The 25,546-nt window shown below is 69.9% G+C and carries 23 protein-coding genes; 10 read left to right on the top strand and 13 right to left on the bottom strand.

Going from position 1 to position 25,546, the window contains the following annotated elements; all coding sequences use genetic code 11:
* Positions 1-20: 20 nt before the first annotated feature.
* Both ABS78_RS09110 and secG read right to left on the bottom strand, forming a co-directional pair.
* Complete coding sequence (locus ABS78_RS09110; protein ID WP_293377437.1) at positions 21-1,661, bottom strand: CTP synthase; 1,641 nt, start codon at positions 1,659-1,661, stop codon at positions 21-23.
* A gap of 78 nt (positions 1,662-1,739) precedes the next feature.
* Positions 1,740-2,159, bottom strand: a complete 420-nt coding sequence (gene secG / locus ABS78_RS09105) for a preprotein translocase subunit SecG (protein WP_293377434.1) — start codon at positions 2,157-2,159, stop codon at positions 1,740-1,742.
* Positions 2,160-2,339: 180 nt separating this feature from the next.
* On the opposite strand from secG, the gene ABS78_RS09100 reads away from it, so the two are divergent.
* Positions 2,340-2,771, top strand: a complete 432-nt coding sequence (locus ABS78_RS09100; RefSeq protein WP_293377431.1) for a VOC family protein — start codon at positions 2,340-2,342, stop codon at positions 2,769-2,771.
* Here the strand turns inward: ABS78_RS09100 and tpiA are convergent.
* Positions 2,768-3,511: a triose-phosphate isomerase gene (gene tpiA, locus ABS78_RS09095; protein WP_293377428.1), complete on the bottom strand. Its 744-nt coding sequence runs from the start codon at positions 3,509-3,511 to the stop codon at positions 2,768-2,770. The two genes, ABS78_RS09100 and tpiA, sit on opposite strands and share 4 nt — an antisense overlap.
* 196 nt (positions 3,512-3,707) lie before the next feature.
* On the opposite strand from tpiA, the gene ABS78_RS09090 reads away from it, so the two are divergent.
* The 7 genes from ABS78_RS09090 to lexA all read left to right on the top strand — a co-directional run bounded on the left by ABS78_RS09090 (position 3,708) and on the right by lexA (position 11,381).
* Entirely contained in the window at positions 3,708-5,648 is a 1,941-nt protein-coding gene (locus ABS78_RS09090) for a peptidylprolyl isomerase (protein WP_293377425.1), read from the top strand.
* Positions 5,645-7,177, top strand: a complete 1,533-nt coding sequence (gene trpE, locus ABS78_RS09085; protein ID WP_293377422.1) for an anthranilate synthase component I — start codon at positions 5,645-5,647, stop codon at positions 7,175-7,177. Before ABS78_RS09090 ends, trpE begins: the two co-directional genes overlap by 4 nt.
* Positions 7,178-7,182: 5 nt before the next feature.
* On the top strand, positions 7,183-7,890 hold the full coding sequence (locus tag ABS78_RS09080) for an HAD family hydrolase (protein ID WP_293377798.1): 708 nt from the start codon (positions 7,183-7,185) through the stop codon (positions 7,888-7,890).
* 261 nt (positions 7,891-8,151) lie between these two features.
* On the top strand, positions 8,152-8,742 hold the full coding sequence (locus tag ABS78_RS09075; protein WP_293377419.1) for an aminodeoxychorismate/anthranilate synthase component II: 591 nt from the start codon (positions 8,152-8,154) through the stop codon (positions 8,740-8,742).
* 27 nt (positions 8,743-8,769) lie between these two features.
* Positions 8,770-9,798, top strand: coding sequence for an anthranilate phosphoribosyltransferase (gene trpD, locus ABS78_RS09070; protein ID WP_293377416.1), 1,029 nt, complete (start codon positions 8,770-8,772; stop codon positions 9,796-9,798).
* Positions 9,795-10,571, top strand: a complete 777-nt coding sequence (gene trpC / locus ABS78_RS09065; RefSeq protein ID WP_293377412.1) for an indole-3-glycerol phosphate synthase TrpC — start codon at positions 9,795-9,797, stop codon at positions 10,569-10,571. The genes trpD and trpC overlap by 4 nt, the downstream gene beginning before the upstream one ends.
* Before the next feature lie 120 nt (positions 10,572-10,691).
* Positions 10,692-11,381: a transcriptional repressor LexA gene (gene lexA, locus ABS78_RS09060; RefSeq protein ID WP_293377409.1), complete on the top strand. Its 690-nt coding sequence runs from the start codon at positions 10,692-10,694 to the stop codon at positions 11,379-11,381.
* Here the strand turns inward: lexA and ABS78_RS09055 are convergent.
* Both ABS78_RS09055 and ABS78_RS09050 read right to left on the bottom strand, forming a co-directional pair.
* The gene (locus tag ABS78_RS09055) at positions 11,362-11,673 is read right to left on the bottom strand and encodes an ASCH domain-containing protein (RefSeq protein ID WP_293377406.1); all 312 of its coding nucleotides are present in this window, start codon (positions 11,671-11,673) and stop codon (positions 11,362-11,364) included. The two genes, lexA and ABS78_RS09055, sit on opposite strands and share 20 nt — an antisense overlap.
* A complete protein-coding gene (locus ABS78_RS09050; RefSeq protein WP_293377403.1) occupies positions 11,670-13,829 on the bottom strand; it encodes a ComEC/Rec2 family competence protein in 2,160 nt (719 codons plus the stop codon). Before ABS78_RS09050 ends, ABS78_RS09055 begins: the two co-directional genes overlap by 4 nt.
* 204 nt (positions 13,830-14,033) lie before the next feature.
* On the opposite strand from ABS78_RS09050, the gene gltX reads away from it, so the two are divergent.
* Together gltX and gltA are read left to right on the top strand one after the other, a co-directional pair.
* Positions 14,034-15,455 (top strand): glutamate--tRNA ligase, encoded by a 1,422-nt coding sequence (gltX, locus tag ABS78_RS09045; RefSeq protein ID WP_293377400.1) that lies wholly within the window; start codon positions 14,034-14,036, stop codon positions 15,453-15,455.
* A 52-nt stretch (positions 15,456-15,507) separates the two neighbouring features.
* Positions 15,508-16,788 (top strand): citrate synthase, encoded by a 1,281-nt coding sequence (gene gltA, locus ABS78_RS09040; RefSeq protein ID WP_293377397.1) that lies wholly within the window; start codon positions 15,508-15,510, stop codon positions 16,786-16,788.
* Between the two features lie 48 nt (positions 16,789-16,836).
* On the opposite strand, the gene lpxB is transcribed toward gltA, so the two are convergent.
* The 8 genes from lpxB to rseP are packed head-to-tail and all read right to left on the bottom strand — an operon-like array spanning position 16,837 to position 25,544.
* On the bottom strand, positions 16,837-18,006 hold the full coding sequence (gene lpxB / locus ABS78_RS09035) for a lipid-A-disaccharide synthase (protein WP_293377394.1): 1,170 nt from the start codon (positions 18,004-18,006) through the stop codon (positions 16,837-16,839).
* Positions 18,003-18,860 carry a UDP-2,3-diacylglucosamine diphosphatase LpxI gene (gene lpxI / locus ABS78_RS09030; protein WP_293377391.1) on the bottom strand — a complete coding sequence of 286 codons (858 nt, stop codon included), beginning with the start codon at positions 18,858-18,860 and terminating at the stop codon, positions 18,003-18,005. The genes lpxB and lpxI overlap by 4 nt, the downstream gene beginning before the upstream one ends.
* On the bottom strand, positions 18,860-19,657 hold the full coding sequence (lpxA, locus tag ABS78_RS09025) for an acyl-ACP--UDP-N-acetylglucosamine O-acyltransferase (RefSeq protein ID WP_293377388.1): 798 nt from the start codon (positions 19,655-19,657) through the stop codon (positions 18,860-18,862). Before lpxA ends, lpxI begins: the two co-directional genes overlap by 1 nt.
* 4 nt (positions 19,658-19,661) lie before the next feature.
* Positions 19,662-20,132: a 3-hydroxyacyl-ACP dehydratase FabZ gene (gene fabZ / locus ABS78_RS09020; protein ID WP_293377385.1), complete on the bottom strand. Its 471-nt coding sequence runs from the start codon at positions 20,130-20,132 to the stop codon at positions 19,662-19,664.
* Positions 20,129-21,145, bottom strand: coding sequence for a UDP-3-O-(3-hydroxymyristoyl)glucosamine N-acyltransferase (gene lpxD, locus ABS78_RS09015; RefSeq protein ID WP_293377382.1), 1,017 nt, complete (start codon positions 21,143-21,145; stop codon positions 20,129-20,131). The genes fabZ and lpxD overlap by 4 nt, the downstream gene beginning before the upstream one ends.
* Positions 21,146-21,197: 52 nt before the next feature.
* Positions 21,198-21,836, bottom strand: coding sequence for an OmpH family outer membrane protein (locus ABS78_RS09010; RefSeq protein ID WP_293377379.1), 639 nt, complete (start codon positions 21,834-21,836; stop codon positions 21,198-21,200).
* A 7-nt stretch (positions 21,837-21,843) separates the two neighbouring features.
* Positions 21,844-24,297 carry an outer membrane protein assembly factor BamA gene (gene bamA / locus ABS78_RS09005; protein WP_293377376.1) on the bottom strand — a complete coding sequence of 818 codons (2,454 nt, stop codon included), beginning with the start codon at positions 24,295-24,297 and terminating at the stop codon, positions 21,844-21,846.
* A 29-nt stretch (positions 24,298-24,326) separates the two neighbouring features.
* Positions 24,327-25,544, bottom strand: coding sequence for an RIP metalloprotease RseP (gene rseP / locus ABS78_RS09000; protein WP_293377372.1), 1,218 nt, complete (start codon positions 25,542-25,544; stop codon positions 24,327-24,329).
* Between the last annotated feature and the right edge of the window lie 2 nt (positions 25,545-25,546).

The following is a 25,546-nucleotide window of genomic DNA, read 5'->3' as shown; positions in this document are numbered from 1 at the left end:
CCGCCGGGGCCGGGAGCGGATCAGACCAGCCGGCTGCGTTCCTTCGCCGCGCCGATGAAGCTGGCGAACAGGGGGTGAGGATCGAACGGCCGGCTCTTGAGTTCGGGATGGTACTGCACCCCCACGAACCAGGGATGGTCCTGACGTTCGCACACCTCGGGCAGGACGCCGTCGGGCGACAGGCCGGTGAACTTCAGGCCCGTCTTCTCGATGGCCTCGCGGTAGGCGATGTTGACCTCGTAGCGGTGGCGATGCCGCTCCGAGATCGTCGTTCCGCCGTACATCCCGGCGACGCGGCTGCCCGGGGTCAGGACGGCGTCGTAGGCGCCGCAGCGCATGGTGCCCCCGAGTTCGCCGCCCTCGCTGCGGGACTCCTTCTCGTTGCCCCGCACCCACTCGGTCATCAGGCCGACGATGGGCTCGGAGGTGGGGCCGAACTCCGTGGACGACGCCTGCTGGATGCCCGCGAGATTCCGCGCGGCCTCGATCATGGCCATCTGCATGCCGAAGCAGATTCCGAAGTAAGGCACCTCGTGTTCGCGGGCGAACTGGACCGAGCGGATCATCCCCTCCGAGCCGCGCTCGCCGAACGCCCCGGGCACCAGCACGCCGTGCATCTTGTTCAGCCGCTCGGCGATGACGGCCTCTTCCTTCTCGAAGACCTCGCCCTCGATCCAGTCGAACTTCACCCGGACGTTGTTCGCCACCCCGCCGTGGACCAGCGCCTCGATCAGCGATTTGTAGGCGTCGGTCAGCGCCGTGTACTTGCCCACGATGGCGATGTTCACCTCGCCATCAGGGTGATTCAGCCGGTGGGAGATGTCCTGCCAGCGCGACAGGTCGGGCGCCGGCGCGGTGTCCTTGAGCCCGAAGACGTCCAGGACTTCGGTGTCCAGACCCTCGGCGTGATAGTCCAGCGGCACCGCATAGATGTTGGCGGAATCCATCGCCTGGATCACCGCGCCGGGTCTCACGTTGCAGAACAGCGCCAGTTTCCGGCGCTCGCTCTCCGGGATCGGGATCTCGCACCGGCACAGCAGGATGTCGGGCTGAATGCCGATCGAGCGCAGCTCCTTCACCGAGTGCTGCGTCGGCTTGGTCTTCATCTCGCCGGCGGTCTTGATGTAGGGCAGCAGCGTCAGGTGGATGAAGCAGGCGTGGCCACGGGGCAGCTCCTGGCCGAGTTGGCGGATCGCCTCGAAGAACGGCAGGCCTTCGATGTCGCCCACCGTGCCGCCCACCTCGACCAGCACGAAGTCGACGCCCTCGCCCGGATCGGACAGGACGAAATCCTTGATCTCCCCGGTCACGTGCGGGATCACCTGGACCGTCGCGCCCAGGTAGTCGCCCCGGCGCTCCTTCTCGATGATCTTCTTGTAGATCTGCCCCGTGGTGATGTTGTCGCCGCGGGTGGCGTTCACGCCGGTGAAGCGCTCGTAGTGGCCGAGGTCGAGGTCGGTCTCGGCGCCGTCGTCGGTGACGAACACCTCCCCATGCTGGGTCGGGCTCATCGTGCCCGGATCGACGTTGAGATACGGGTCGAGCTTGCGGAGACGGACGTTGTATCCTCGCGCCTGAAGAAGCGCGCCAAGGGCGGCGGACGCGAGACCTTTACCCAATGAGGAGACCACGCCGCCGGTGATGAAAATGTACCGGGCCATGGGCGTCCAGATTAGCTCCGATTCGCGCGTGTTTCGCGGCGCGAATCGCCGCTGTCCCCAGTCTTGTGAGCCGTCGGCCTATTTCTGCGCGGGCAGGGCCGGCGCAGGGGCGGATTCGGCGGGCAGAGCGCCGAACGGGCTGTTGATGGTGGGCGTCGGGGCCTGCAAGGGCGCCGGCCCCTGCGGTTGGGCGGGCGTCTCGGCCGGCTGGCGCGTGAGCTCGGCCGGGTTGATCGCATTGACCTTCAGCCGGTCGACGACGGACGACGCGCCGCGCTCGCGGCCCGCCAGGATCGTCAGCGTCAGGCCCAGGACGAAGAAGATGGTCCCCAGAATCCACGTCGTGCGGGTCAGAAGGTCGCCCGCGCCGCGCACCGACATCATCGAACCGCCGCCGCCGCTGACCAGGCCGCCACCCTCCGAGCGCTGGAGCAGCACCACGACCACGAGGAAGAAGGCGACGATGACCTCGATCACCAGCAGCAGGTTCAACAGCATGGTTGCATCTTTCCGGCGCGCCAGGGCGAGTTGACGCCGCAATATCCTACGCAAACGAAGCGGGCGCTCTATCACCGCGACCGCCGCAAGGCCATAGCTAGTGCGTCGCACCCCGAAGCACAAACCGGATGCGCTCGCGGCCCGACGTCCCCCCGACATCCGCGCGTGCGCCCTGCGACGATGGCCCTGCCTGACCAGGGCGCCTATGTGGAGGCCATGAGCCATCCCATCGCCGTCACCGGCTTCGACCACATCGTCCTGCGCATCCGCGACAAGGCGCGGATGCTCGACTTCTACCAGCGGGTCCTGGGCCTGTCGGTCGACCGCGACCGGCCCGAACTGGGCCTCACCCATATCCGGGCGGGCGGCCAGATGATCGACCTGGTCGTCTGCGACGCCGGCTCGGAACCGGCGGACGGCGGCCGCAACCTGGACCATTTCGCCCTGCAGGTGCGCCCGTTCGACGAAGCCGCCATCCGCGATCATCTCGCGGCGCACGGAATCGAGGTTGTCGGGGAAGGCCTGCGCTACGGGGCCGAGGGCGACGGCTTCTCGCTGTACGTCCTCGATCCCGAAGGCAACATGGTCGAACTCAAGGGGCCGGCCGCCTAAAGCGCCCGCACGATCCCCAGGAAGTCGTCGGCCTTCAGCGAGGCGCCGCCCACCAGGGCGCCGCCCACTTCGTCGACATGCAGGATCTCCGCGGCGTTCGACGGCTTCACCGAGCCGCCGTAGAGGATCGGAACCGCCCGCCCGGCCTCGCCGAACTGCCCGACCAGCGTCGCCCGGATGGCGCGGTGGACCTCTTCGATCTCGGGCGTCGTGGGCGTCAGGCCGGTGCCGATCGCCCAGACGGGCTCATAGGCCACCGAGAACGGCCGGCCGGCCAGTTCGGCGGGCAGAGACCCCCTCACCTGCCCGGTGACGACCGCCAGGGCGTCTCCGGCCTTACGCTCTTCCAGGGTCTCCCCGACGCAGACGATGGGCTCCAGACCCGCACGCAACGCCGCCCCGACCTTCGCCGCCACGGTCGCGTCGGTCTCGCCATGACCCGCCCGCCGTTCGGAATGCCCCAGGATCGTCAGGGTCGCCCCGGCGTCGGCCAGCATTTCGGCCGAGATGTCGCCCGTGAAGGCGCCCGCCGCTTCCGCGCGATGGTCCTGGCCGCCGACGAGAACCCGGCTTCCCGCGAGCGCCTCGGCCATGCGGTGCAGCAGTACGGCCGGGGGACAGAGCGCCACGCGCGCCGGCGCGCCGGCCAGCCCGGCGGCGATCGCCTTCGCCTCGTCCAGCGAGGCGGCGAGGCCGTTCATCTTCCAGTTTCCGGCGATCAGGGGCGTCGGCGCAGTCATCGGTCCTCCGGCAATGGTCGCAGTCGAGCCGGGCGGTTAAGGCATGCCGCTCCTCCTGTCACGCAACTCCCTTCCCGGCCCGACCGCAGCCGGTGGCCCGTCACGCGCTGTGTCGCGGGCTCGGTCGCGCGCTTGCGGGACAGAAGCCCGTTCCCCTATACCGGCGCGCTACGTCGTCGCCGGGGAAGGAACCCGCATGCTCGCCGCCACCCGCCAGTTCGCGAAGTCCTGGCCCGCCCGGATCCTGCTGATCCTTCTCGCGCTCGGCCTCGTCACGGTGGGCGCGAACCAGGGCGGCCTGCTGGCGCTGGACGGCGACCAGATCGTCAAGGCCGGCTCGCGCTCGATCAACTCGATGGAGTTCCGTCGCGAGTACGACGACTTCCGCCGTCGTCTCGAGGAGCAGTCCGGCCAGCCGGTGACGCCCGAGATCGCCCAGGAGAACAACCTCGACGCCAATCTGCTGAACGGCCTCGCGACCCGGGTGGCGTTCGCCGAACTCCTGTCGCGCATGGGCGTCAAGCCGTCCGACAAGCAGATCCTGGAGCAGATCCAGCAGATCCCCGTCTTCTTCGATCCCGTCTCGGGGCGGTTCGACCGCCAGACCTTCGAGACGCGGCTCCGGGAAAACGGCCGCACCCCCGAAGCCTTCGACGACGAACTGCGCGACCAGATGGCCGCCCAGCATTTCATCGTGGCGATCCAGAACGGCCTCGCCGTTCCGCGGTCCTACGGCGCCGTGGCCGCCGTCTTCGCGACCGAGGCGCGCGACCTGGCCTATGTGACGCTGACCCCGAACAGCGTCCCGCGTCCGGCTGCGCCGACCGACGAACAGTTGAACGCCTTCATCAAGGAAAACGCCCAGCGGCTGACGATTCCCGAGATGCGCGTGCTGACCGTGGCCCCGTTCACCACGGCCGGCGCCCAGGCCGGCCTGGGCGCGATCGACGCCGACGAACTTCAGAAGCGCTACGAGTTCCGCAAGGACACGCTGTCGACCCCCGAAACGCGGTCCATCGTGCAGGTGCCGGTCAAGGATCAGGCGACCGCCCAGCAGGTGGCGGCCCGCCTGACGCGCGGCGAGGACCCCGCCGCGGTGGCCAAGTCGATCGGCGTCGAGGCCGTCCGCTTCGACCAGCGCCCCCTGACGGCGGTGTCCGACCGCAAGGTGGGCGAGGCCGCGTTCCGGATGGCCGACGGCCAGGTGGCGGCGGTTCAGGGCGACCTGGGCCTTTCCGTGGTCAAGGTCCTGTCGGTGACGCCCGGCCGCGAGGTTTCGCTGGAAGACGCCCGGCCCATGCTCGAAGCCGAGATCCGCAAGGACATGGTGGCCGAGAAGGTCCACACGCAGACCGAAGCCTACGAGGAAGCCCACCAGGGCGGCGCCAACCTCGCCGACTCGGCCCGCAAGGCCGGCGTGACCGTCATGACGATCGGTCCGGTGACGGCCCAGGGCCAGGACGAGAACGGCCAGCCGATCGCCGGCCTTCCGCCCAAGATCCTCGAGACCGCCTTCGGCCTGGGCGCCGGAAGCGAGAGCGATCTGACCGACCTGGGCGATGGCTCGTACTTCGCCGTGCGCGTCGAACGCGTGGTCCCGGCCCGGGTCCCGCCCCTGGCCGATATCCGTGGCCCGGTCACCCAGTTCTGGATGCAGCGCGAAGTGGTGCGCGCGCTCGAGGCCAAGGCCAAGTCGCTCACCGACCGCATGGCCAAGGGCGAGACGCTCGAGGCGGTCGCGGCGTCGTCCGGACTGTCCGTGTCGCGGCTGCCCGGCCTGACGCGCCAGAACGCCGGCCAGCACCAGCAGGCCCTGGGCGGTCAGGTGCTGTCGCAGGCGTTTTCCGCCAAGGCCGGCGAGGCCTGGTCCGCCGGCGCGCCCATGGGCCTCGTCGTGGGCCGGGTCGAGGCCGTTCGCGCCGACAGCGGCCCCACGACCGCCCGCCTCGCCGACGCCAGCCGCGGAGAGCTGACCCAGGTCCTGTTCCGGGAGATGGCCGAAGCCGCCCAGGTCTACGCCCGCAACAAGCTCAAGGTCCGCGTCAACCGCGACAAGGCCCGCACGGTCCTGGGCTTCCCGCCCCTGCCCAAGGCCGGCGACGCGGCCGCCGGGAAGAAGGCGGAGACGAAGAAATGACGCCCGAGCCGCCGTTCGACGCCTTTCGCTCGACTTACGACGGCGGCGCGCCCCAGGTCGTCTGGACCCGTCTCATCGACGACCTGGAGACGCCGGTCTCCGCCTATCTGAAGATCGGCCACGGCCGACCCTACGCCTTCCTGTTCGAGTCGGTGGAAGGCGGCGCGTTCCGCGCGCGCTATTCGATCATCACCCTGAACCCCGACCTCGTCTGGCGCTGTCACGGCGACCGGGCCGAGATCGCCACGGGCGACGACATCGCCGCGGGCCGCTTCACGCCCCAGGCGGGCGGCGCCCTGGACAGCCTGCGCGACGTGCTGGCCATGTCCCGGATCGAGCTTCCGCCCGGACTGCCGCCCATGGCCGCCGGCGTGTTCGGCGCCCTGGGCTACGACACCATCCGGCTGGTCGAGACCCTGCCCGACGTCAATCCCGACCCCCTGGGCCTGCCAGACGGCGTGCTGACACGGCCGTCGGTGATCGCGATCTTCGACGCCATCGCCCAGGAGATCCTGCTGGTCACGCCCGTGCGTCCCGGCGCGGGCTCCGCGGACGCGGCCTATGAGGCCGCCCACGCACGCCTCCAGGCCGTGACCGACGATTTCCGCAAACCGGCGCCGCCGCTCCGGGGCGACGCCCGTCCCGAGCCCGACCGCTTCACCACGCCCGTGAGCCGCGAGGCCTACCGGGAGATCGTCGAGAAGGCCAAGGGTTACATCGGCGCCGGAGACATCTTCCAGGTGGTGCCGAGCCACCGGTTCCGCGCCCCGTTCGCGCACGATCCGTTCGCGCTCTATCGCTCGCTGCGCCGGACCAATCCCTCGCCGTTCCTGTTCTACCTGAACTTCGGCGACTTCCAGCTCGCGGGGTCGTCGCCCGAGATCCTGGTCCGCCTGCGCGACGGCAAGATCACCATCCGCCCCATCGCCGGCACCCGGCCCCGCGGCGCGACGCCCGAGGAAGACCGCCGCCTCGAGGAGGAGCTGATCGCCGATCCCAAGGAGCGGGCCGAGCACCTGATGCTGCTGGACCTCGGCCGCAACGACGTGGGCCGGGTGGCGATGCTGAAGCAGGCCGGGGCCAACGAGCCCCCCCAGCCGTCCCGCGCGCCGCGCGTCCGCGTCACCGACAGCTTCTTCGTCGAGCGCTACAGCCACGTGATGCACCTGGTTTCGAACGTCGAGGGCGACGCGCCCGAGGGGCTCGATCCCGTGGACGTCGTCATGGCCGCCCTGCCCGCCGGCACGCTGTCGGGAGCGCCCAAGGTGCGGGCCATGGAGATCATCGACGAGCTGGAGATCGAGAAGCGCGGCATCGGCTATGCTGGCGCGGCCGGCTACTTCGGCTCCGACGGATCGGTGGACACATGCATCATCCTGCGCACCGCCCTGTTCAAGGACGGCATGATGTACGTCCAGGCCGGCGGCGGCGTGGTGGCCGACAGCGACCCGGACGCCGAGTACGACGAGACCCAGCACAAGGCCCGCGCGCTGCGCGACGCCGCGGTGGAGAGCTGGCGGTTCGTGTGACCGCGATGCTTCCGCCCGCGATCCTCTTCGACCTGGACGACACCATCATCGCGGCGGGCGAGCGGCCGGCGGTCCTGCTCGAGGTGGCCTCCGAGTTCGCCGACCGGCTGGGGCCGCATGCGCCGACCCATGTCGCCGACCGGATGGAATCGGCGATGACGGACTTCTGGTCCGATCCCGAGCGTCACAAGGCGGCGCGCTTCGGCCTGGCGGCCGCCCGGCGCGGCGTCGCCGTCCAGGTCTTCACGACCGAACTGGGCCTCGGCGCCGGGGACGCCATGGTCTTCGCCGACCGCTTCAGCGAAATCCGCGAGCGGATGACCGAGATGTTTCCGGGCGCCCGCGAGACCCTGGAGGCCATCCGCGCCCGCGGCGTGCGCATGGCGCTCGTGACCAACGGCGATGGAACGACACAGCGCGCCAAGATCGAGCGGTTCACCCTCGCCGGCCTCTTCGACCACATACAGATCGAGGGGGAGAACGGCTTCGGCAAGCCCGAGGAACGGGCCTATCTCCACGCCATGCAGGCGCTGGACGTCCGGGCCGACCAGACCTGGATGGTGGGCGACAATCTCGAATGGGAGGTGGCGGCGCCGCAGCGACTGGGGATCTTCGCCATCTGGCACGACCCCCGTGGCCAGGGCCTCCCGTCAGGAAGCCCGATCAGGCCCGATCGCATCATCCGGCGCCTCTCCGAACTGCTCGACGCCTGATCCCGGGTCCGGGTCCGCCGCCTCTCCAGCCTCCGTCTTCGTCGCGGGCGGAGCCAGCACCATCGCCATCGCGAACGCCACCGAACTCAAGGCGAGGACCGTGGCCGCCAGCAGGGCCGGCCAGGCCGGGTCGCGCCGCGTTGGCGTCGCCAGCAGCGCTGTTGCTCGGGCCAACGCATTCCCGTCGAGGGCAGAATCGCTCAGCGCCATATCTGCAGCATCCGGCTTGGCGCTCGCGTCTGCAAAGCCTATGGAACGCTCATGATCCTGGTGATCGATAACTACGACAGCTTCACCTACAACCTCGTCCACTTCCTGAACGAGCTGGGGGCCGAGACGCTCGTCCATCGCAACGACGCGATCACCGTCGCCGAGGCGGTGGGCCTGCGTCCCGAGGCGGTGCTGCTGAGCCCCGGGCCGTGCACGCCGAACGAAGCCGGCATCTGCCTCGAACTCATCCGCGAAGCGCCGGAATCCCTGCCGATCCTCGGCGTCTGCCTGGGCCATCAGTCGATCGGCCAGGCGTTCGGCGGCACGGTCGTCCGCGCCCGCGCCCTCATGCATGGGAAGACCAGCCTCATCCATCACACCGACACAGGTGTGTTCCGCGGGTTGAAGAACCCTTTCACGGCGACCCGCTACCACAGCCTTTCGGTGCAGGAAGACGATCTGCCGCAGACCCTCGAGATCACCGCCCGCACCGAGGACGGCGAGATCATGGGCCTTCGGCATCGGACCCGTCCGATCCACGGGGTGCAGTTCCATCCCGAGTCCATCGCGACCGAAGGCGGCCACGAGCTGCTGGCCAACTTCCTGGACCAGGCCGGCGTGAAGCGCCTGGCCCAGGTCTGACCGCCCGAGTCGCTCCGGAACGCGCCCATGTCCGCCACCTTCAAGCCTCTTCTGTCGCGCCTCGCCGACGGCGGCACGCTGTCCGAGGACGACGCGGGAGAGTTCTTCGCCGCCTGCCTGCGCGGCGAACCCACGCCGGCCCAGGTGGGCGCGGCGCTCACGGCCATGCGGATGCGGGGCGAGACCCTGGGCGAGATCACCGCCTGCGCGCGGGCGATGCGCCGGGCGGCGGTCCATATCGAACCGCCCTTCCCTACGATCGACGTCTGCGGCACCGGCGGCGACGGCCAGCACACGCTCAACATCTCCACCGCCGTCGGATTCGTGGCGGCGGGCGGCGGCCTGAAGGTGGCCAAGCATGGCAACCGGGCGCTCTCGTCCCGTTCGGGCGCGGCGGATGTCCTGTCGGAACTCGGGGTCGCCATCGATGCGGGGCCGGAACGCCAGCTCAGGGCCCTGGACGAGGCCGGCATCTGCTTCCTGTTCGCCCCGGCCCACCACGGCGCCATGCGCCACGTCTCGCCGATCCGGGCCGAGCTGGGCTACCGCACCATCTTCAACCTGCTGGGTCCGCTGACCAATCCGGCCGGCGCCCAGCGCCAGGTGGTGGGCGTGTTCGCCGAACGCTGGGTGGCCCCGCTGGCCCAGGTGCTGGGCGCGCTCGGCTCGGAGCGGGCCTGGGTGGTCCACGGCGGCGGCCTGGACGAGATGACCACCACGGGCGAGACCAGCGTGGCCGAGTATCGCGAGGGACAGGTCCGCCTCTTCACCGTCACACCCGAGGCCGTGGGCCTCGAGCGCGCGTCGCTGTCCGACCTCACGGGCGGCTCGCCGGCCGAGAATGCGCAGGCGCTGCGCCGGGTGCTGTCCGGCGAACCCGGCGCCTACCGCGACATCGTGCTCCTGAACGCCGCCGCGGCCTTCCTTGTCGGCGAGAAGGTCGAGACGCTGCGCGAAGGCGTCGAATTCGCCGGCCGGGTCATCGACGACGGCCGCGCCCAGGCCGCGCTGGATAGGCTGGTGGCCATCGCCCCCCTGACGCAGGAGCCGGCATGAGCGACGTCCTGGCGCAGATCGCCGCCTACAAGCGCACGGAAGTGGCCGAACGCCGCGCCGCCCGGCCCGTGGTGTCGCCCGCGGGCGTCTCGCCGCCACGGGGGTTCAAGACTGCGCTGGAGCGAGGGCACGCTCCGGGCCGTCTGGCGCTGATCGCCGAGATCAAGAAGGCCTCTCCTTCCAAGGGGCTGATCCGCGCCGACTTCGATCCGCCCGTGCTGGCGCGGGCCTACGAGGCGGGCGGCGCATCCTGCCTCTCGGTCCTCACCGACGGTCCCAGCTTCCAGGGCGCCGATTCCTTCCTGACCGCCGCGCGCGAGGCGACCGCCCTGCCCTGCCTGCGCAAGGAGTTTCTGGTCGATCCCTGGCAGGTGGCCGAGAGCCGGGCCCTGGGGGCCGACGCCATTCTGGTGATCCTGGCGATGGTGGACGACGGCGTTGCGGCGGAACTGATGGCCGAGGCTGAGATCCACGGCATGGACGCCCTGGTGGAGGTCCACGACGAGGCCGAGATGGCGCGCGCCGGCCGCCTGGGCGCGACCCTGGTGGGCGTGAACAACCGCGACCTGCGCAGCTTCGTCACCGATCTCGCCGTGACCGAGCGCCTGGCCGCCCTCGCCCCCCCGGACGCCCTCCTCGTGACCGAGAGCGGCATCTTCACGGCGGCCGACGCCGCCCGGCTGGAAGCGAGCGGCGCCCGCGCCATGCTGGTCGGCGAAAGCCTCATGCGCCAGGCCGACGTCGTCGGTGCGACTCGCGAGCTGCTGGGCTGAGTCGGCCTAGCCTTCCAAAAAGTCGAACGTTTTCAAAGCCCATCAGTAACGCTTGACATTAACCCAGAACGCTTGGAGAACATCCGCAGACGTTTGCGCTTTGTTCTTCGAGGTTCACAGATGCTCACCCGCAAACAACACGAACTGCTCATGTTCATCCATGAGCGGATCAAGGAGACGGGGGTCTCGCCGTCCTTCGACGAGATGAAGGAAGCGCTGGATCTCGCCTCGAAGTCCGGCATCCACCGCCTGATCACGGCGCTGGAGGAGCGCGGTTTCCTGCGCCGCCTGCCGCACCGGGCCCGCGCGCTCGAGGTGGTGAAGCTTCCGCAACAGGCCACGGCCGCCGCGCCCCCCAAGGGCCGCGCGCCCTTCAAGCCCCAGCTCGTCGAGGCCGGGGCGGCCATGCCGGCCGCCGCCAACGACAGCCGCGAGCTGCCGATCCTGGGCCGCATCGCCGCCGGGACGCCCATCGAGGCGATCCAGCAGGAGCGCGACCGCATCCCCGTCCCGGAGACGATCCTGGGCGCGGGCGAACACTTCGTGCTCGAGATCTCGGGCGACTCGATGATCAACGCCGGCATCCTGGACGGCGACTTCGTCGTGATCCGCCGCACCGACAGCGCCGTGTCGGGCGACATCGTCGTCGCCCTGGTCGACGGCGAAGAGGCCACGCTGAAGCGCCTCCGGAAGAAGGGCGCGTCCATCGCGCTCGAAGCCGCCAATCCGGCCTACGAAACCCGGATCTTCGGTCCCGACCGCGTGTCGGTTCAGGGCAAGCTGGTGGGCCTCATCCGTCGCTATCACTGATCGCGTCGTCCGGCGCGGCCGGTGCGAAGACGAAGTCGACCCGGAAGACCCGCTCGCCACGCCCGTGGCGGGCGGTTTCCATGAGAGCGTCCAGGGTCTCGAAGCCGCCCTCGCGGGCTATCGCCTCGGTCACATCGGAAAGGTCGATCTCCTCCAGCCGCGTCACCTCGATGCATCCGTCGAGCAGCGGATAGCGTCCGCCCACCCGCACCCGGGGCGACCGCCAGATGCGGATGCTGCTGGTGATCTCGCCCGAGCGGACCCTGGCGCGAAGCTGCCGCGCGAACATCATCTCGGATCGTATCCCCAGGTCCAGGGCCGCCGGCCCCGGTAGGTCTGCGCCCAGCCGGCGCGCCACCCCTGACCTGTCCGCCACAGTTCCACCGAGCCGCCGGCCAGGAAGTCGCGCTCGCTCAGGACCAGGCGCGCGCCGCAGGTCTCCGGTCGCATGTCGTTCCGCAGAATCACCAGATCGGCGCCGGCGCAGAGTTCCTCCAACCGCCCCGGCTTCAGCGGCCGACGAAGGTTCCAGGCCGCCGACACCCTTACCGGCGCGTCCGCGCCCGCTGCGCAACTCCACCGGTCGCAAGCGAAGCGCGCGTCGCGTTCCGCCTCGCCGATCAGCGGCGTCAGGCCACGGCGCCGGGCCCAGAGTTCGGCGCCGAAGAGCTTCACATCCGGCCGCATCAGCACCGCCGCGCGTCCCTCTCGCACCGCCACCGCGGCGCCGTCCGCGGCGACCCAGACGTCGGGCGGCGGCGGGCGCGGCGCCCACAGAATGGCCGTGGCCGCCAGCAGGCCCGCCCAGCGCAACGGACCCGCCCACAGACAGACGAACAGCAATCCCAGGAAGCTCACGGGCAGCACCCAGCCCGGCGCGCTCGGGATCACCGCCTGAGCGAACGGGGCGGAGGCCGCCGTCTCGGCCACCCGGTTCATCAGCGCGATGGACCACCCGGCGACCTCCAGCGGCGCCTGGCCCAGTCCGAACGGGGTGAGCGTCGCCCCGAGCGCCAGGCCGGGCATCATCAGGAAGGACGAGATCGGCGCCACGGCCAGGTTGGCGAACAGGCCCCAGGTGGCCACCCGGTTGAAATGCTGGATGGCGAACGGCCCGGTCGCCAGGCCGGCCACGAAGCTCACCGCCAGGCTCGCGGCCGTCCAGGTCGCCGCGGTCTGCGCCCAGCGGATCGGCCAGGGCACGTCGATCTCGCGCACCGGTCTCGGCCAGATCTCGGCCAGCGCCACCAGGGCGGCGGTGGCCGCGAACGACATCTGGAAACCCGGCCCGGTGATGGCCTCGGGTTGCAGCAGGAGGACGGCCATCGCCGCCAGCGCGAGGGCGTGCAGGCTGATCGCCTGCCGGTCGGCCAGGACGGCCAGAAACGCCACCGCGGCCGTGATCGCGGCGCGCTCCGCCGGCGGCGGCGCGCCGGACAGCACCAGATAGCCGCCCACGGCGGCCAGCCCGACACACGCCGCCACCTTCTTGCCCGACACCCTCAGCGCCAGCCACGGCCAGGCGGCCACCAGCAGCCGGACGGCGGCGAAGACGAAGCCGCCGACGATGGCCATGTGCAGCCCGCTGATCGAGACGATGTGGGCCAGGCCGGAATCGCGCAGGTTCTCGATCTGCTGGCGGGGAATGAAGGCCTCATGCCCCGTGGTCATCGCCGCCGCCAGGCCGCCCGTCTCCGGTCCCAGGGCCTGGACGATCTTGTCGGTCAAGCTCCAGCGGATCGCGTTGACCCGCATGGTGAGGCCCAGTCGCCAGGGCGGGGGAGCCTCGGCCTGGACCGGTCCCGGCGGACGAAGGGCCAGCCCTACGGCGCCGACGCTCTCGAAATAGGCGTCGCGGGCGAAGTCGTAGGCGCCCGGGCTTGCTGGCGGCGGGGGCGGGTTCAGGATCGCCAGCAGGCGCACCGCCTCGCCCGGCCGCGGCAGCGGGGTGTCCGGGCGCAGGGTCACCCGCATCCGGATGGGCGTCGCTTGCGCGGGCCAGTCACCGACCCGGATCGGCGCCAGCAGCAACCGGTGGCCGCCCTGCCCCGGCGACGCGATATCGACCACCCAGGCCTCGACCCACTGCGGCTGGCCGCCGGCCTGGGCCACGGGCGCCTTCACGGCATCGGCCCGAAGCTTGGCTGTCGAGAAGCCCCCCACGAGGCAGGCCCCGAGCACCAGCGCGATCGTCGCCAGCCGTCGGGAACTCCATCGGGTCGCCACGAGCAGTCCCAGGACGACCGGCAGCAGCGCCCACGCCACCCAGGGCTGGGGCTCTCGTAGAAGCGTGAAGTAGAGCGCGCATCCGCCACCGAACGCGACGGGCGTCCACAACGTCCAGCGATCGGCCTGGGCCCAGGCTTGCGCCTCCAGCCACGCGCGCGCCGACGCCAGGGCCGATTCCCGCCCGGCGCCATCCGCCACCGCCATGCCAAGCGCGTCCAAGAGGTTCCCCCGAGCCCGATCGCGACCTTGCCGCGAAGACCCCACCTCCGCCAAGCCCATCTCCGCCAAGCCCGTCACGGCGAACCCAGCCTCGCCCCGCGCATTCCGAGTCCCGCCGGAGACGCCCGGGGCGGCCGCCCGCCGTTTCCTTTTCGGGACGTCATGGTAAGAGGCCCGCCCGCCCGCAAAGACCAGACTTGAGCCATGTCCGCCTCTCTTGCAGCCCGCCCCGTCCGCACCCGGATCGCGCCCTCGCCCACCGGCATGATGCACATCGGCACCGCGCGCGTGGCCCTCTTCAACTGGCTGTACGCCCGCCACACCGGCGGCCAGTTCCTGTTGCGCATCGAGGACACCGATCGCGAACGATCGACCGACGCCGCCGTGCAGGTCATCTTCGACGGCATGAACTGGCTGGGGCTGGAGCCCGACGAGCCGCCGGTCTTCCAGTTCGCCCGCGCCGACCGCCACCGCGCGGTCGTGGACGAGATGCTGGCGCGCGGGGCCGCCTACCGCGACTACATGACGCCGGAGGAACTGGACGCCGAGCGCGAGGCCGCCCGCGCCGAAGGCCGCGTGATCCGCTCGCCCTGGCGCGACCTGTCGCCGAACGACGCCCCCGACCGGCCCTTCGTCGTACGCCTGAAGGCGCCCCAGGACGGCGAGACGATCGTCCACGACCAGGTGAAGGGGCCCATCCGTTTCGAGAACCGCACGCTGGACGACCTGATCCTGCTGCGCACCGACGGCACGCCGACCTACAACCTCGCCGTCGTGGTCGACGATCACGACATGGGGATCACGCACGTCATCCGCGGCGACGATCACCTCAACAACGCCGCACGCCAGACCCTCATCTACCAGGGCCTGGGATGGGAGGTCCCCGCCTGGGCGCACCTGCCCATGATCAACGGCCCCGACGGCAAGAAGCTGTCGAAGCGGCACGGCTCCCAGGCCGTGAGCGAGTTCGACGACATGGGCTATCTGCCCGAGGCCATGCGGAACTACCTGGCCAAGCTCGGGTGGGGACACGGCGACGACGAGATCTTCTCGGACGCCCAGGCCATCGCGTGGTTCGACATCAAGGACGTGGTCAGCGCCCCGGCCCGCCTGGACTGGGACAAGCTGAACCACCTCAACAACCACTACATTCGCCAGGCCGACCCCCTGCGTCTGGCCGGCCTCGTGGTCGCGGTCCTGAAGAGCCGCGACGTGGCGCTCCGTCCGGACGACGAGGCGCTGATCGCGCGCGTCATCCCCTTCGTGCGCGATGGGGCGAAGACCACGCTGGAACTGGCCGACGCGGTGGTCTTCGCGCTGAAGGCCCGCCCGCTCGAACTTCCGGAGAAGACACGCGCGCAGTTGGCCGATCCCGAACTGGCCGGCCGCATGGCCCGCCTGCGCGCCGTCCTGGCCGGGGTGGACGACTGGTCGGTTCCGCCCCTGGAGGCCGCGCTGCGCGCTTTCGCCGAAGCCGAAGGGGTGGGGCTGGGCAAGTTCGGACCGCAACTGCGCGCTATGCTGTCGGGCGGCGCTCCGGCGCCCGATCTGGCCGGGGCCATGACGGCGCTGGGCCGCGACCAGAGTCTGGGCCGGATCGACGACGCGCTTTCTCTCGCTGCGTAAAGCGCTATAAGCGCAAACAATCGTTTTATCTCGCAACCGCGAAGGGGGTCCCATGGGCGATACGGCGAAGTTCGAGATCGATGGGAAGTCGGTCGACCTGCCGGTTCTGAGGGGCACGGACGGCCCGCCCGTCGTCGACATCCGCAAGCTCTACGGCGAGGCGGACGTCTTCACCTACGATCCGGGTTTCACGTCGACCGCCTCGTGCGAAAGCAAGATCACCTTCATCGACGGCGACAAGGGCGTGCTGCTGCACCGCGGCTACCCCATCGACGAACTGGCCGAGCAGTCGAGCTTCCTGGAGGTCTGCTACCTCCTGCTGCACGGCGAACTGCCGTCGGCGACCCAGTTCGCCGAGTTCGACAAGAACATCACGTACCACACGATGGTGCACGAGCAGTTCGACCGCTTCTTCCAGGGCTTCCGTCGCGACGCCCACCCGATGGCGATCATGTGCGGCGCCGTCGGCGCGATGTCGGCCTTCTACCACGACAGCACCGACATCGACGATCCGGAGCAGCGGATGATCTCCGCGCACCGCCTGATCGCCAAGATGCCGACGATCGCGGCGCGGGCCTTCAAATATTCGCGCGGTCAGCCGTTCGTCTATCCGCGCAACGACCTCTCCTACGCCGAGAACTTCCTGCGCATGTGCTTCTCGGTGCCGGCCGAGGACTGGACGCCCAATCCCGTCCTGACCCGCGCCATGGACCGCATCTTCATCCTGCATGCCGACCACGAGCAGAACGCGTCCACCTCGACGGTCCGCCTCGCCGGCTCGTCGGGCGCCAATCCGTTCGCCTGCATCGCCGCGGGCATCGCCTCGCTGTGGGGCCCCAAGCACGGCGGCGCGAACGAAGAAGCGCTCAACATGCTGAAGGAGATCGGGACGGTCGAGAACATCCCGGAGTTCGTCGAGGGCGTGAAGAACCGCCAGCGCCTGCTGATGGGCTTCGGCCATCGGGTCTACAAGAACTACGACCCGCGCGCGAAGGTCATGCAGACCACCTGCCACGAGGTGCTCGCGGCCGTGGGCCACCAGAACGACCCGCTGCTGAAGGTGGCGATGGAACTCGAGAAGATCGCCCTCAGCGACGAGTTCTTCATCCAGCGCAAGCTCTATCCGAACGTCGACTTCTACTCGGGCATCACGCTGCGCGCCCTGGGCTTCCCGCCCGAGATGTTCACGGTTCTGTTCGCCCTCGCCCGTACGGTGGGCTGGATCTCCCAGTGGAAGGAGATGATCGAGGACCCGTCGCAGAAAATCGGTCGTCCTCGCCAGATCTACACGGGCGCGCCGCTGCGCGGCTACACGGCGATCGACAAGCGCTGAGGTTGATCCGTCGTCCCGGCTGCGCATCGCGCGGCCGGGACGACGCCCTCACCGTCTACGCCGAGCGAGGTCGAGGACGGCGTCCGCCGCCACATCCCCCGGATCGGGTCCGCCACGCCCCATCTTCAGCAACGCCGCCGACTGCTGTTCCACCTGACGGCGGCGCAAATCCGCATCGTCCATCCTGAGGGCCGCCTCGCGCGCCAGCGCCGGGCCGTTGCAGTCGTCCTGGATAAGCTCCGGCGCCACGAAGTCCTGGGCGGCGATGTTGAACAGCGTCACGTATTTCGTCCGGATCAGGCGCTTCAGGATCGCGTGGGTCACGGGTCCCAGGCGATAGCCGACCACCACGGGGCAACCGGCCAGCGCCAGTTCGGTGGTCACGGTGCCCGAACAGGCCAGGGCCACCGTCGCGGCCGTCATCGCGTCGCGTTTGGCGGCCTCGCCCTCCACCACATGGCATCCCCGCGGCCACCCGGCCACGCGCGCCTTCACCGTCGCGGCGACCGTCGGCGCAGCGAGGACGACCACATGCAGTCCGGGCCGCTCGGCCTTGAGGATGCGCACGGCGTCCTCGAAGGCCGGCAGCACACGCTGGATCTCGGACGGGCGGCTTCCGGGGGCCACGAGCAGGATCGGCTCCTGGGGGCCGGCGCCGATGCGTTCGCGCATCCGCGCCGGATCGGCCGCGCCGAAATCGAGGGCCAGGGTCGAATCCCCGACGAACACCGTCTCCAGGCCCTCGCGCTGAAACGCCGGCGCGTCGAAGACATGGATGGTGAGCAGGAGATCGAAGGTCTCGGCGGTCGTCCTGGCCCGACCGGGCCGCGAGGCCCAGACCTGCGGGGCCACATACTTCACCACCGGCATGCCCGGGAATCGTCGTCGAAGCCGCTGCGCCACGCGCAGAGTGAAGCCCCACGAGTCGATCAGGACCGCGATGTCGGGCCGCTCGCGCTCGGCCAGGTCCGCCGCCTCGTCGGCGCGCCGCACCACCTTGCGCCAGGCCATCAGGCCCTCCAGCAGCCCCAGGATCGACAACTCGGAGATGTCGAAGGGACTCTCGACCCCCTCGGCCCGCATCCGCGCGCCGCCGACGCCGACCAGCCGCACGCCTTCGCCCAGCCGCCGCTTCAGCGCCCGGGCCAGATGCGCGCCGCGATCGTCGCCCGAGGCCTCGGCCGCCACCAGCATCACCGTGAGCGGGCGCTCGCTCATGCGTCGCCGGACGGGCCGGCCGGAGGTTCGACTCCGACGACGAAGACGCCCAGTTCGTCGGCCCGCGCGATCACCGCATCCCGCTCCAGCACCAACAGGCGACCGGCCTCCCCGGCGATGCCCGCGAGGCCCGCCCGCGCGACACCCTCCACGGTGGCGACGCCGATGGTGGGGAGGTCGACCCGCGTCTCCTGGATGGGTTTCGGCGCCTTGGCCAGGACGCCGACCCCGGCGCCCGGCTCGCCACGCAGATGCGGCGGCAGGCCCTCGATGCGGGCCAGCATGGCGTCCGTGCCCTCCTGGGCCTCCACCGCCAGCACCAGACCCCGCGCGACGACCGCGGCCTGCCCGATGTCCAGCCGGCCGATGGCGCGAGCGGTGTCCAGGGCGCGCAGGACATCCGCCGTCGTCGCCTCGTCCGCCGGACGATGCCGCCCCAGCGCGCCTCTGGGGAGCGAAAGGTCCGCCATCACCTCGTGCGCGCCCTCGACCCGGAATCCCTCGCGTTCGAACTCGCCCACGAGCAGCCGCAGGAGCGCGTCGTCGCCCGCTCTGGCCGCCGCAACGGCGCGGGGGAGCACCGCCAGACCGCGCAGGTCGGGGACCAGGCTGGCGAAGTCCGGGCGCGCCACGTTGCCGGCCAGGCAGACGGCGCGGCAGTCGGCGGCCTTCAGCGCCTTGATGCACTTGCCCAGTTCGGCCAGGCCCACCTCCGCGCCCGGATAGCCGGCGAGATCCTCGCCGGCGAACCCCTTCAGGCGCACGACGAAGATCGGACGACCCGAGCGCCGGCAGTGTTCGGCGATCTCCACCGGCAGCCCCCCGCCCCCGGCGATGAGGCCCAGCCGGTCCATCACACTTCGCGTTCGGGCAGGCAGAGCGGGCGGCTGGCGTCGGCGCGGATGAAGTCGATGATCTCCATCACCTCCGGCGAACCGGCGTAGGTCTCGGCCGTATCTTCCAGACGCTCCTGGAACGTGCCCTCGTTGGCGAACAGCAGGCGATAGGCGGCGCGCAGGGTGTTGATGGTGTCGCGGTCGAACCCCCGGCGCTTCAGGCCCACGAGGTTCAGGCCCTCGAGATGCGCGTGATTGCCCCAGACCGAGCCGTAGGGGATGACGTCCTTCACCACGGCGGCGAGGCCGCCGATCATCGCGTGACGCCCCACCCGACTGAACTGATGCACGGCCGCCAGGCCGCCTACGATGACATAGTCGCCGATCTGGCAATGTCCGCCCAGGGTCGCCTGCTTCGTCAGGATCACGTGATCGCCGACCTGGCAGTCGTGCCCGACGTGGGATTCGATCATGTAGAAGCCGTGCGACCCCACGCGCGTGACCCCGCCGCCGTTCGGCGTGCCGAGATTCATGGTGGCGTGCTCGCGGATGACGTTGTCGTCGCCGATCTCCAGCGCCGTGTCCTCGCCGCGATACGCCGTATGCTGCGGCGGCCCGCCCAGGACCGAGAAGGCCCCGATGGTGTTTCCCGCCCCGATCGTGGTGCGCCCCTCGACCACGACATGGGAGGTGAGCCGCGTGCCGGCGCCGATGCGGACCCGCGGGCCGATGACGCAGAACGGCCCGATGCTGGCGCCGTCGGCCACCACGGCGCCGTCTTCGACAATGGCGGTGGGATGAACGTTTGCAGCCAAGGAATCAGGTCTCCACCACCATGGCTGCGAACTCGCACTCGGCGGCCACCTTGTCGCCGACCAGCGCCTGGCCCGCGAACTTGAACACGTCCCCGCGGTGGCGAACCACCCGGACCGGCATCCGGATGACGTCGCCCGGCCGAACCGGCGCGCGGAACCGGCAATTGTCGGCGCTCATGAAGAAGATCGCCTTGCCGGCGGTGTCCACCTCCAGCGACTTCGACATCAGGACGGCGCCCGTCTGCGCCATCGCCTCGATGAGGAGCACACCGGGCATCACGGGATAGTCCGGGAAATGGCCTTGGAAGAACGGCTCGTTCACCGTCACGCATTTGATGCCGACGATGGATTCCGACGGCTTGTACGACTCGCACCGATCCACCAGCAGCATCGGAAAGCGGTGCGGAATCCGCTGCAGGACCTCGGTGATGTCGATGTCCGTGGGGCTGACCCCCGTCGGCGCCTTGCGTGTCATGCGGTCTGCCCCCCTCGGCGGTTCGCCATGCGGGCGAGCCACGCCGTCTCCTTCAACCAGTTCCGGATCGGCCGGGCCGGCATGCCGCCCCACGTCTCCCCCGCCGGAATGTCCTTCATGACGCCGGCCGCGGCGCCGACGCGGGCCCCCGCCCCGATGTTCACATGGTCGGCGACTCCGGCGCGGCCACCGAACTGGGCGCCGTCTCCGATGACGACGCTGCCCGAGATGCCCGTGTGCGCCGCCATGACGCAATTCCGCCCGACCCGGACGTTGTGGGCGATCTGCACCAGGTTGTCGATCTTGGTGTTCTCGCCGATGACGGTGTCGTCGTAGGCGCCCCGGTCCACCGTCGTATTGGCCCCGATCGACACCGCGTCCTGAATGATCACCCGACCGAGCTGAGGGATGTCGATCAGCCCCTTTGGCCCGACCGTCGCCCCGAATCCGGGCTCGCCGATCCGGGCTCCGGCGAGAATCCTGACCCGATCGCCGACCAGGGCGAATCCGATGGTGACGTTTGGGCCGATGTCGCAGTCGCGGCCGATGGCGACGCCGGCCCCGATCACCGCGTTGGCGCCGATGCGGGTGTTGCGACCGATCTGCGCCCCCGGCCCCACGACGGCGCCCGAGCCCAGGACCACACCGGCTTCGAGCCGGGCGTCGGCGGCGACGCGCTCCCCGCCGCCCTCGCGCGGGCGGTGCAGCCGCTGGGCGGCCAGCGCGTACGCCGCGTGCGGGTTGGCCACCGAGAGCACCACGCACCCTTCGGGCGCCAGCGCCTCGGATCCCGTCGGCAGGAAGCACGCGGCCGCCCGTACGCTGGCCAGGGCGGACGCATACTTGCGATCGGCCAGGAACGTGATGCTGTCGGGACCGGCGTGCGCCAGCACGGCCACGCGACTCACGCGTCGCCCGGCCCCCTCCGGGGCCAACGGAGCGGCGCCGGTCAGCCCGGCCAGCTCGCCGAGCGCGACCGGGCCCAGGTCTTCGAAGAAGCGCGGATCGGGCATGACCAGTTTTCTAGGCGGACTCGGCCCGCACGTCGCCCCGCACCTCGCTCCGTCAGCGCGGCGCGGCGCCGCCGGCCGGGTTGCCCTGCTGATCGAGGCGTTCACGATCGAACGTGAACTGGGTGATCTTGGCGTTCAGCGCGGTGACCACCTGGGGCGTGATGTCCGCCGCCGGATTGGCCAGGATGACCGAGTTGCGGTTCACGAGCACCGAGCAGCCCTTGGCCTGGTAGGCCTGGCGGATGAGCGGCTCCATCTCCTCGCCGACGCGGCCGAACGCCTTCTGCTCGGTCACCTGCAGTTCGCGCTCGCGCTGCTGGGCCTTGCGTTGCAGCGCGTTGGCCTTGACCTGGAGCGCGGCCGCCCGCTGCTCGAGCGTGTTCTGATCCATCGTCGCGCGCTGGCTCTCGAGGGTCTTGCCCTCGTTCTCGATGGTCGTGCGCTCGCCGTTCAGCTCCGCATTGACCTGGCCGACCAGCTGCTGAAGGCGCGTCTGGACGAACTTGCCCACCGCCGATCCTCCGATGGCGGCCTCGACCGACACGATGCAGAGGCCGGGCGGAACGGCGCCGTGGGTCACCTGGGGCGCCGTGGTGGTGGCGGGCGGCGGGACCTGGGCGAAGGCGGGAGCCGCGCCGCTGAGCGCGACGGCTGCGGCGCAGCCGGCCGCGGCGAGGGTCTTGAGGGTCATGCTTTTCCTAGAATCTGGTTGAAGTGGAGAACCGGAACGTTTCGGTCTTGTCGTAGTCTTCCTTGGCCAAAACGCGGCTGAAATCGAAGCGGATCGGCCCCATCGGCGAGCGCCAGAAGATGCTCACGCCGGCCGATGCGCGAAGCGAAATGTCGTCGCGGATGCAGGGATTGCGCGTGCCCACGACGGCCGGCGTCGTGATCGTCTGCGTCGGGTCGTTCGGATCGAGGACGGTGCAGCCCGCGTCGCCGGCGCGGAACAGCAGGTCGCGCTTGTCCAGCTTGCCCAGCGTGCCGAAGTCCGAGAACAGCGCGGCCTTGATTCCGTACTGCTCGGGCAGGAAGGTCGGAACGGTGAGTTCCACGGTGCTGATGGCGTAGGCCTTGCCGCCCAGGGCGTCGGTGCGCTGCAGGCCGACGTCACGGGGCCCGATACCGGCGGTCTCGAAGCCGCGGAACGTCAGACCGCCCTTGTAGTAACGGTCGTTGATCCGCACCGGATCGCCGCCCCACCCGGTCACATAGCCGGCCGACCCGGTGATCGAGAAGATGAAGTCCTTCGTGAAGCCGTAGAACCACGCCGCCTCGATGTCGGTGCGGATGAAGTTCACGTCGCCGCCCAGGCCCGCCACGTCCTGGTTGAAGTCGATGTAGAAGCCACGGGTCGGATTCAGGAAGTCGTTCCGGCGATCCAGGCGCGCGCCGTAGCCGACCAGCGAGGTGATGAAAGTGCCGACCTGATCGCACAGCACGGCCGAATAGACCGGCGGATTGACCGAACCGTCCTCGTTCGTGGTGGCCGTGCAGAAGAAGTCGTCGATCTTGATCTCGTCCTGGCGCAGCGTGTAGCGGACCGCGCCACGGCTATCGATGCTCAGCGGGAAGTTCGCCCGGAAGGTGGTGCCGTAGGTGGTGGTCTCGTAGGCCGAGAACTCCGACAGGTCGTAGCGATAGCCGTAGAGATCGATCCCCGCCGCCACGTCGCGGCCCAGGAAGCGCGGCTCGGTGAACGAGAAGTCCAGTTGCTGGCGCAGCGAGCCCACCGAGATCCGCGCGCGGACGTCCTGGCCCCGGCCACGGAAGTTGCGCTGGGTCACGCCCAGGTCCAGCACGAGCTGGTCGACCGAGGAATAGCCCGCGCTGAACGACAGCTCGCCCGTGGGCTGCTCCTCGACCCGCACCTGGAGCGCGGTGCGGTCCGGGGCCGACCCCTGGACCTCTTCGATCTCGACTTCCTTGAAGTACCCCAGCGCGCGGATCTGCCGCTTCGAGCGGTCGACCAGGGCGCGGTTGTAGGCGTCGCCTTCCACCACGCTCATCTCGCGGCGGATGACATAGTCCAGGGTCTGGGTGTTGCCCACGATGTCGATGCGGTCGACGTAGACCCGCGGTCCCTCCGCGACCTGGAAGGTCACGTCCACGACGCCCTTCTCGCGGTCGGGCGTATAGCGGGGCCGGACGTCCACGAAGGCGAAGCCGGCGGCGCCGGCGGCGAAGGTGAGCGCGTCGGTCGCCTGCTCGATCGCCTCGTCCTGATACCCCTGGCCCGAGCGGATCGGGATCAGGGCTTCCAGGACCCGCTTGTCCAGCTTCTGCAGCTCGGTCTGCACCTCGACCTTGCCGAACCGGTACCGGGGGCCTTCGTCGACGGTGTAGGTCACCACGAAGCCGTTGCGGTCGGGCGACAGCTCGGCCACGGCCGACGAGACGCGGAAGTCGTAGTAGCCCCGATTACGGTAGTGCTTCCGGAGCTGCTCCTTGTCGTACTCCATGCGATCGGGATCGTAGTTCGCCTGGGACGAGGAGAAGAACTTGTACCAGCGGCTCTCCTCGGTCACGACCACGTCGCGCAGATCGTTGTCCGAGAACGCCCGGTTGCCCAGGAAGTTGACCGAGAGGATGCCGCTCTTGGGCCCTTCGTCGATCTTGAAGATGAGATCCACCCGCTTCTGCGGCAGTTCGATGATCTGGGGCGTGACGGTGGCCGAGATCCGGCCCGAACGCCGATACAGCTCCACGATCCGCTGAACGTCGCCCTGCGCCTTGGCGCGGGTGAAGATGCCGCGCGGCCGCACCGTGACCTCGTCGCGGAGCTTATCCTCCTTGAGGCCCGAGTTCCCCTCGAAGATGACGCGGTTGATGATCGGGTTCTCGACCACGGTGACCACCAGGTCGCCGTTCTGGAAGTCGATCGAGACGTCCGAGAACAGGTCCGTGCGGAACAGCGCCTTCAGCGCCAGGTCGATCCGCTGGGCGTCGACCGTCTCGCCGGGGGCCACCGGCAGGTACGAAATGACCGTGGTGGCCTCGATCCGTTCGTTGCCCTGGACGAGGATGCGCTGGATGACTCCACCCTGCTCCTGCTGGGCCACGGCGACGCCGGGCGCGACGAGCGCGGTCGTGCCGAAAAGCAGGGCAAGGCCGGAGGCGAGCGCGGCGCTGGAGGCGCGGGTTCTGAGCATCGAATCAGCCGTTTGAGGGACGAGCGGGCCTAGGAGAATAGGCCGCCGAACAGATTGAACACACGCAGGCGCTGCAAATCGTTCCAAGTGGCGAACAACATCAAACCGAGAACGAGCGCAAGGCCTACGCGGTACCCTGCCGCTTGAACCTTGGCGGCAAGAGGGCGCCGGGCGACCGCTTCGTAGGCGTAGAACATCAGGTGGCCGCCATCCAGCACCGGCACGGGCAGCAGGTTCATGAAGCCGATGCTCACCGAGATGACGGCGATGAGCTGGACCAGCGCGAACGCGGCGCCGCCGAGCATCGCGCCGACATCGGGGGCCCCTTCGGTGCTGACCGCGGTGACCTTGCCGGTGATGTCCGCGATCCCCAGCGGACCCCGAAGCTGGTCGGTGCTCACTTGCCCGGAAATCATCCGGCCGAGGTAGTCGATCGTGGTGGTGAGGATGCTCCACGTCCGCACGACGCCACCCTGCAAGGCTTCCAGGGGACCATACTCGACATGAACGAAGTCTTCGCGCGACTGGGCGGGCGTTATGCCGATGGCCCCCGCGCGACGTTTTCCCGCGATGCGGTCTTCCTTCATCTGCCACTCGGGCGTCGCCGTGAGGTCCAGCCGAGCGCCGCCGCGGTCCACGGTGAACCGGATCGGGACCCCGCCCCGCACCTCGATGATCTGGACGATCTCCTGATAGGCGGTCATCTCGCGACCGTTGACGGCGACGACCCGGTCGCCCGGCCGAAAGCCCGCCGCGGCCGCGGGACTGTCGGGCGTCACCGACTGGACCCGGAACGGAAGCGTCATGTCGCCCAAAGACATGAGGATTCCGGCGAAGATCGCGATGGCCAGGGCGAAATTGATGAACGGCCCCGCCGCCACGATGATCGCCCGCTGCCAGATCGGCTTGAAATGGAAGTAGCGCGAAATCTCGGGGCCCCGACCCTGCGCGACCAGGTCGCGGCGCATGTCCGCCAGATCCTCGGCGTCGGGGATGCTGGCGGCGTTGTCGTCGCCGGCGAAACGGACGTAGCCGCCGAGGGGCAGCCAGCCCACCCGCCATTCCACCCCGTCCTTGTCCGTCCAGGCTGCGATGGCGCGGCCGAAGCCGATGGAGAAACGGTCGATCTTGGTCCCCAGCGCCTTGGCCGCCAGGAAGTGACCGAGTTCGTGGACCGTCACCACCACGCCCAGCACCAGCAGGAACGGGACCACGTAGAGCAGAGCGGTCTGGATGAACGAGAGCATGG

Source organism: Phenylobacterium sp. SCN 70-31 (genome assembly GCF_001724605.1).
Classification (GTDB): Bacteria; Pseudomonadota; Alphaproteobacteria; order Caulobacterales; family Caulobacteraceae; genus Phenylobacterium.
This window is presented reverse-complemented; position numbering and strand designations above follow the sequence as displayed.

Coding starts and splice junctions, on each gene's coding strand:
- ABS78_RS09110 (WP_293377437.1), bottom strand. CDS start 1,661: ATGGCCCGGTACATTTTCATCACCGGCGGCGTGGTCTCCTCATTGGGT.
- secG (WP_293377434.1), bottom strand. CDS start 2,159: ATGCTGTTGAACCTGCTGCTGGTGATCGAGGTCATCGTCGCCTTCTTC.
- ABS78_RS09100 (WP_293377431.1), top strand. CDS start 2,340: ATGGCCCTGCCTGACCAGGGCGCCTATGTGGAGGCCATGAGCCATCCC.
- tpiA (WP_293377428.1), bottom strand. CDS start 3,511: ATGACTGCGCCGACGCCCCTGATCGCCGGAAACTGGAAGATGAACGGC.
- ABS78_RS09090 (WP_293377425.1), top strand. CDS start 3,708: ATGCTCGCCGCCACCCGCCAGTTCGCGAAGTCCTGGCCCGCCCGGATC.
- trpE (WP_293377422.1), top strand. CDS start 5,645: ATGACGCCCGAGCCGCCGTTCGACGCCTTTCGCTCGACTTACGACGGC.
- ABS78_RS09080 (WP_293377798.1), top strand. CDS start 7,183: ATGCTTCCGCCCGCGATCCTCTTCGACCTGGACGACACCATCATCGCG.
- ABS78_RS09075 (WP_293377419.1), top strand. CDS start 8,152: ATGATCCTGGTGATCGATAACTACGACAGCTTCACCTACAACCTCGTC.
- trpD (WP_293377416.1), top strand. CDS start 8,770: ATGTCCGCCACCTTCAAGCCTCTTCTGTCGCGCCTCGCCGACGGCGGC.
- trpC (WP_293377412.1), top strand. CDS start 9,795: ATGAGCGACGTCCTGGCGCAGATCGCCGCCTACAAGCGCACGGAAGTG.
- lexA (WP_293377409.1), top strand. CDS start 10,692: ATGCTCACCCGCAAACAACACGAACTGCTCATGTTCATCCATGAGCGG.
- ABS78_RS09055 (WP_293377406.1), bottom strand. CDS start 11,673: ATGATGTTCGCGCGGCAGCTTCGCGCCAGGGTCCGCTCGGGCGAGATC.
- gltX (WP_293377400.1), top strand. CDS start 14,034: ATGTCCGCCTCTCTTGCAGCCCGCCCCGTCCGCACCCGGATCGCGCCC.
- gltA (WP_293377397.1), top strand. CDS start 15,508: ATGGGCGATACGGCGAAGTTCGAGATCGATGGGAAGTCGGTCGACCTG.
- lpxB (WP_293377394.1), bottom strand. CDS start 18,006: ATGAGCGAGCGCCCGCTCACGGTGATGCTGGTGGCGGCCGAGGCCTCG.
- lpxI (WP_293377391.1), bottom strand. CDS start 18,860: ATGGACCGGCTGGGCCTCATCGCCGGGGGCGGGGGGCTGCCGGTGGAG.
- fabZ (WP_293377385.1), bottom strand. CDS start 20,132: ATGACACGCAAGGCGCCGACGGGGGTCAGCCCCACGGACATCGACATC.
- lpxD (WP_293377382.1), bottom strand. CDS start 21,145: ATGCCCGATCCGCGCTTCTTCGAAGACCTGGGCCCGGTCGCGCTCGGC.
- ABS78_RS09010 (WP_293377379.1), bottom strand. CDS start 21,836: ATGACCCTCAAGACCCTCGCCGCGGCCGGCTGCGCCGCAGCCGTCGCG.
- bamA (WP_293377376.1), bottom strand. CDS start 24,297: ATGCTCAGAACCCGCGCCTCCAGCGCCGCGCTCGCCTCCGGCCTTGCC.
- rseP (WP_293377372.1), bottom strand. CDS start 25,544: ATGCTCTCGTTCATCCAGACCGCTCTGCTCTACGTGGTCCCGTTCCTG.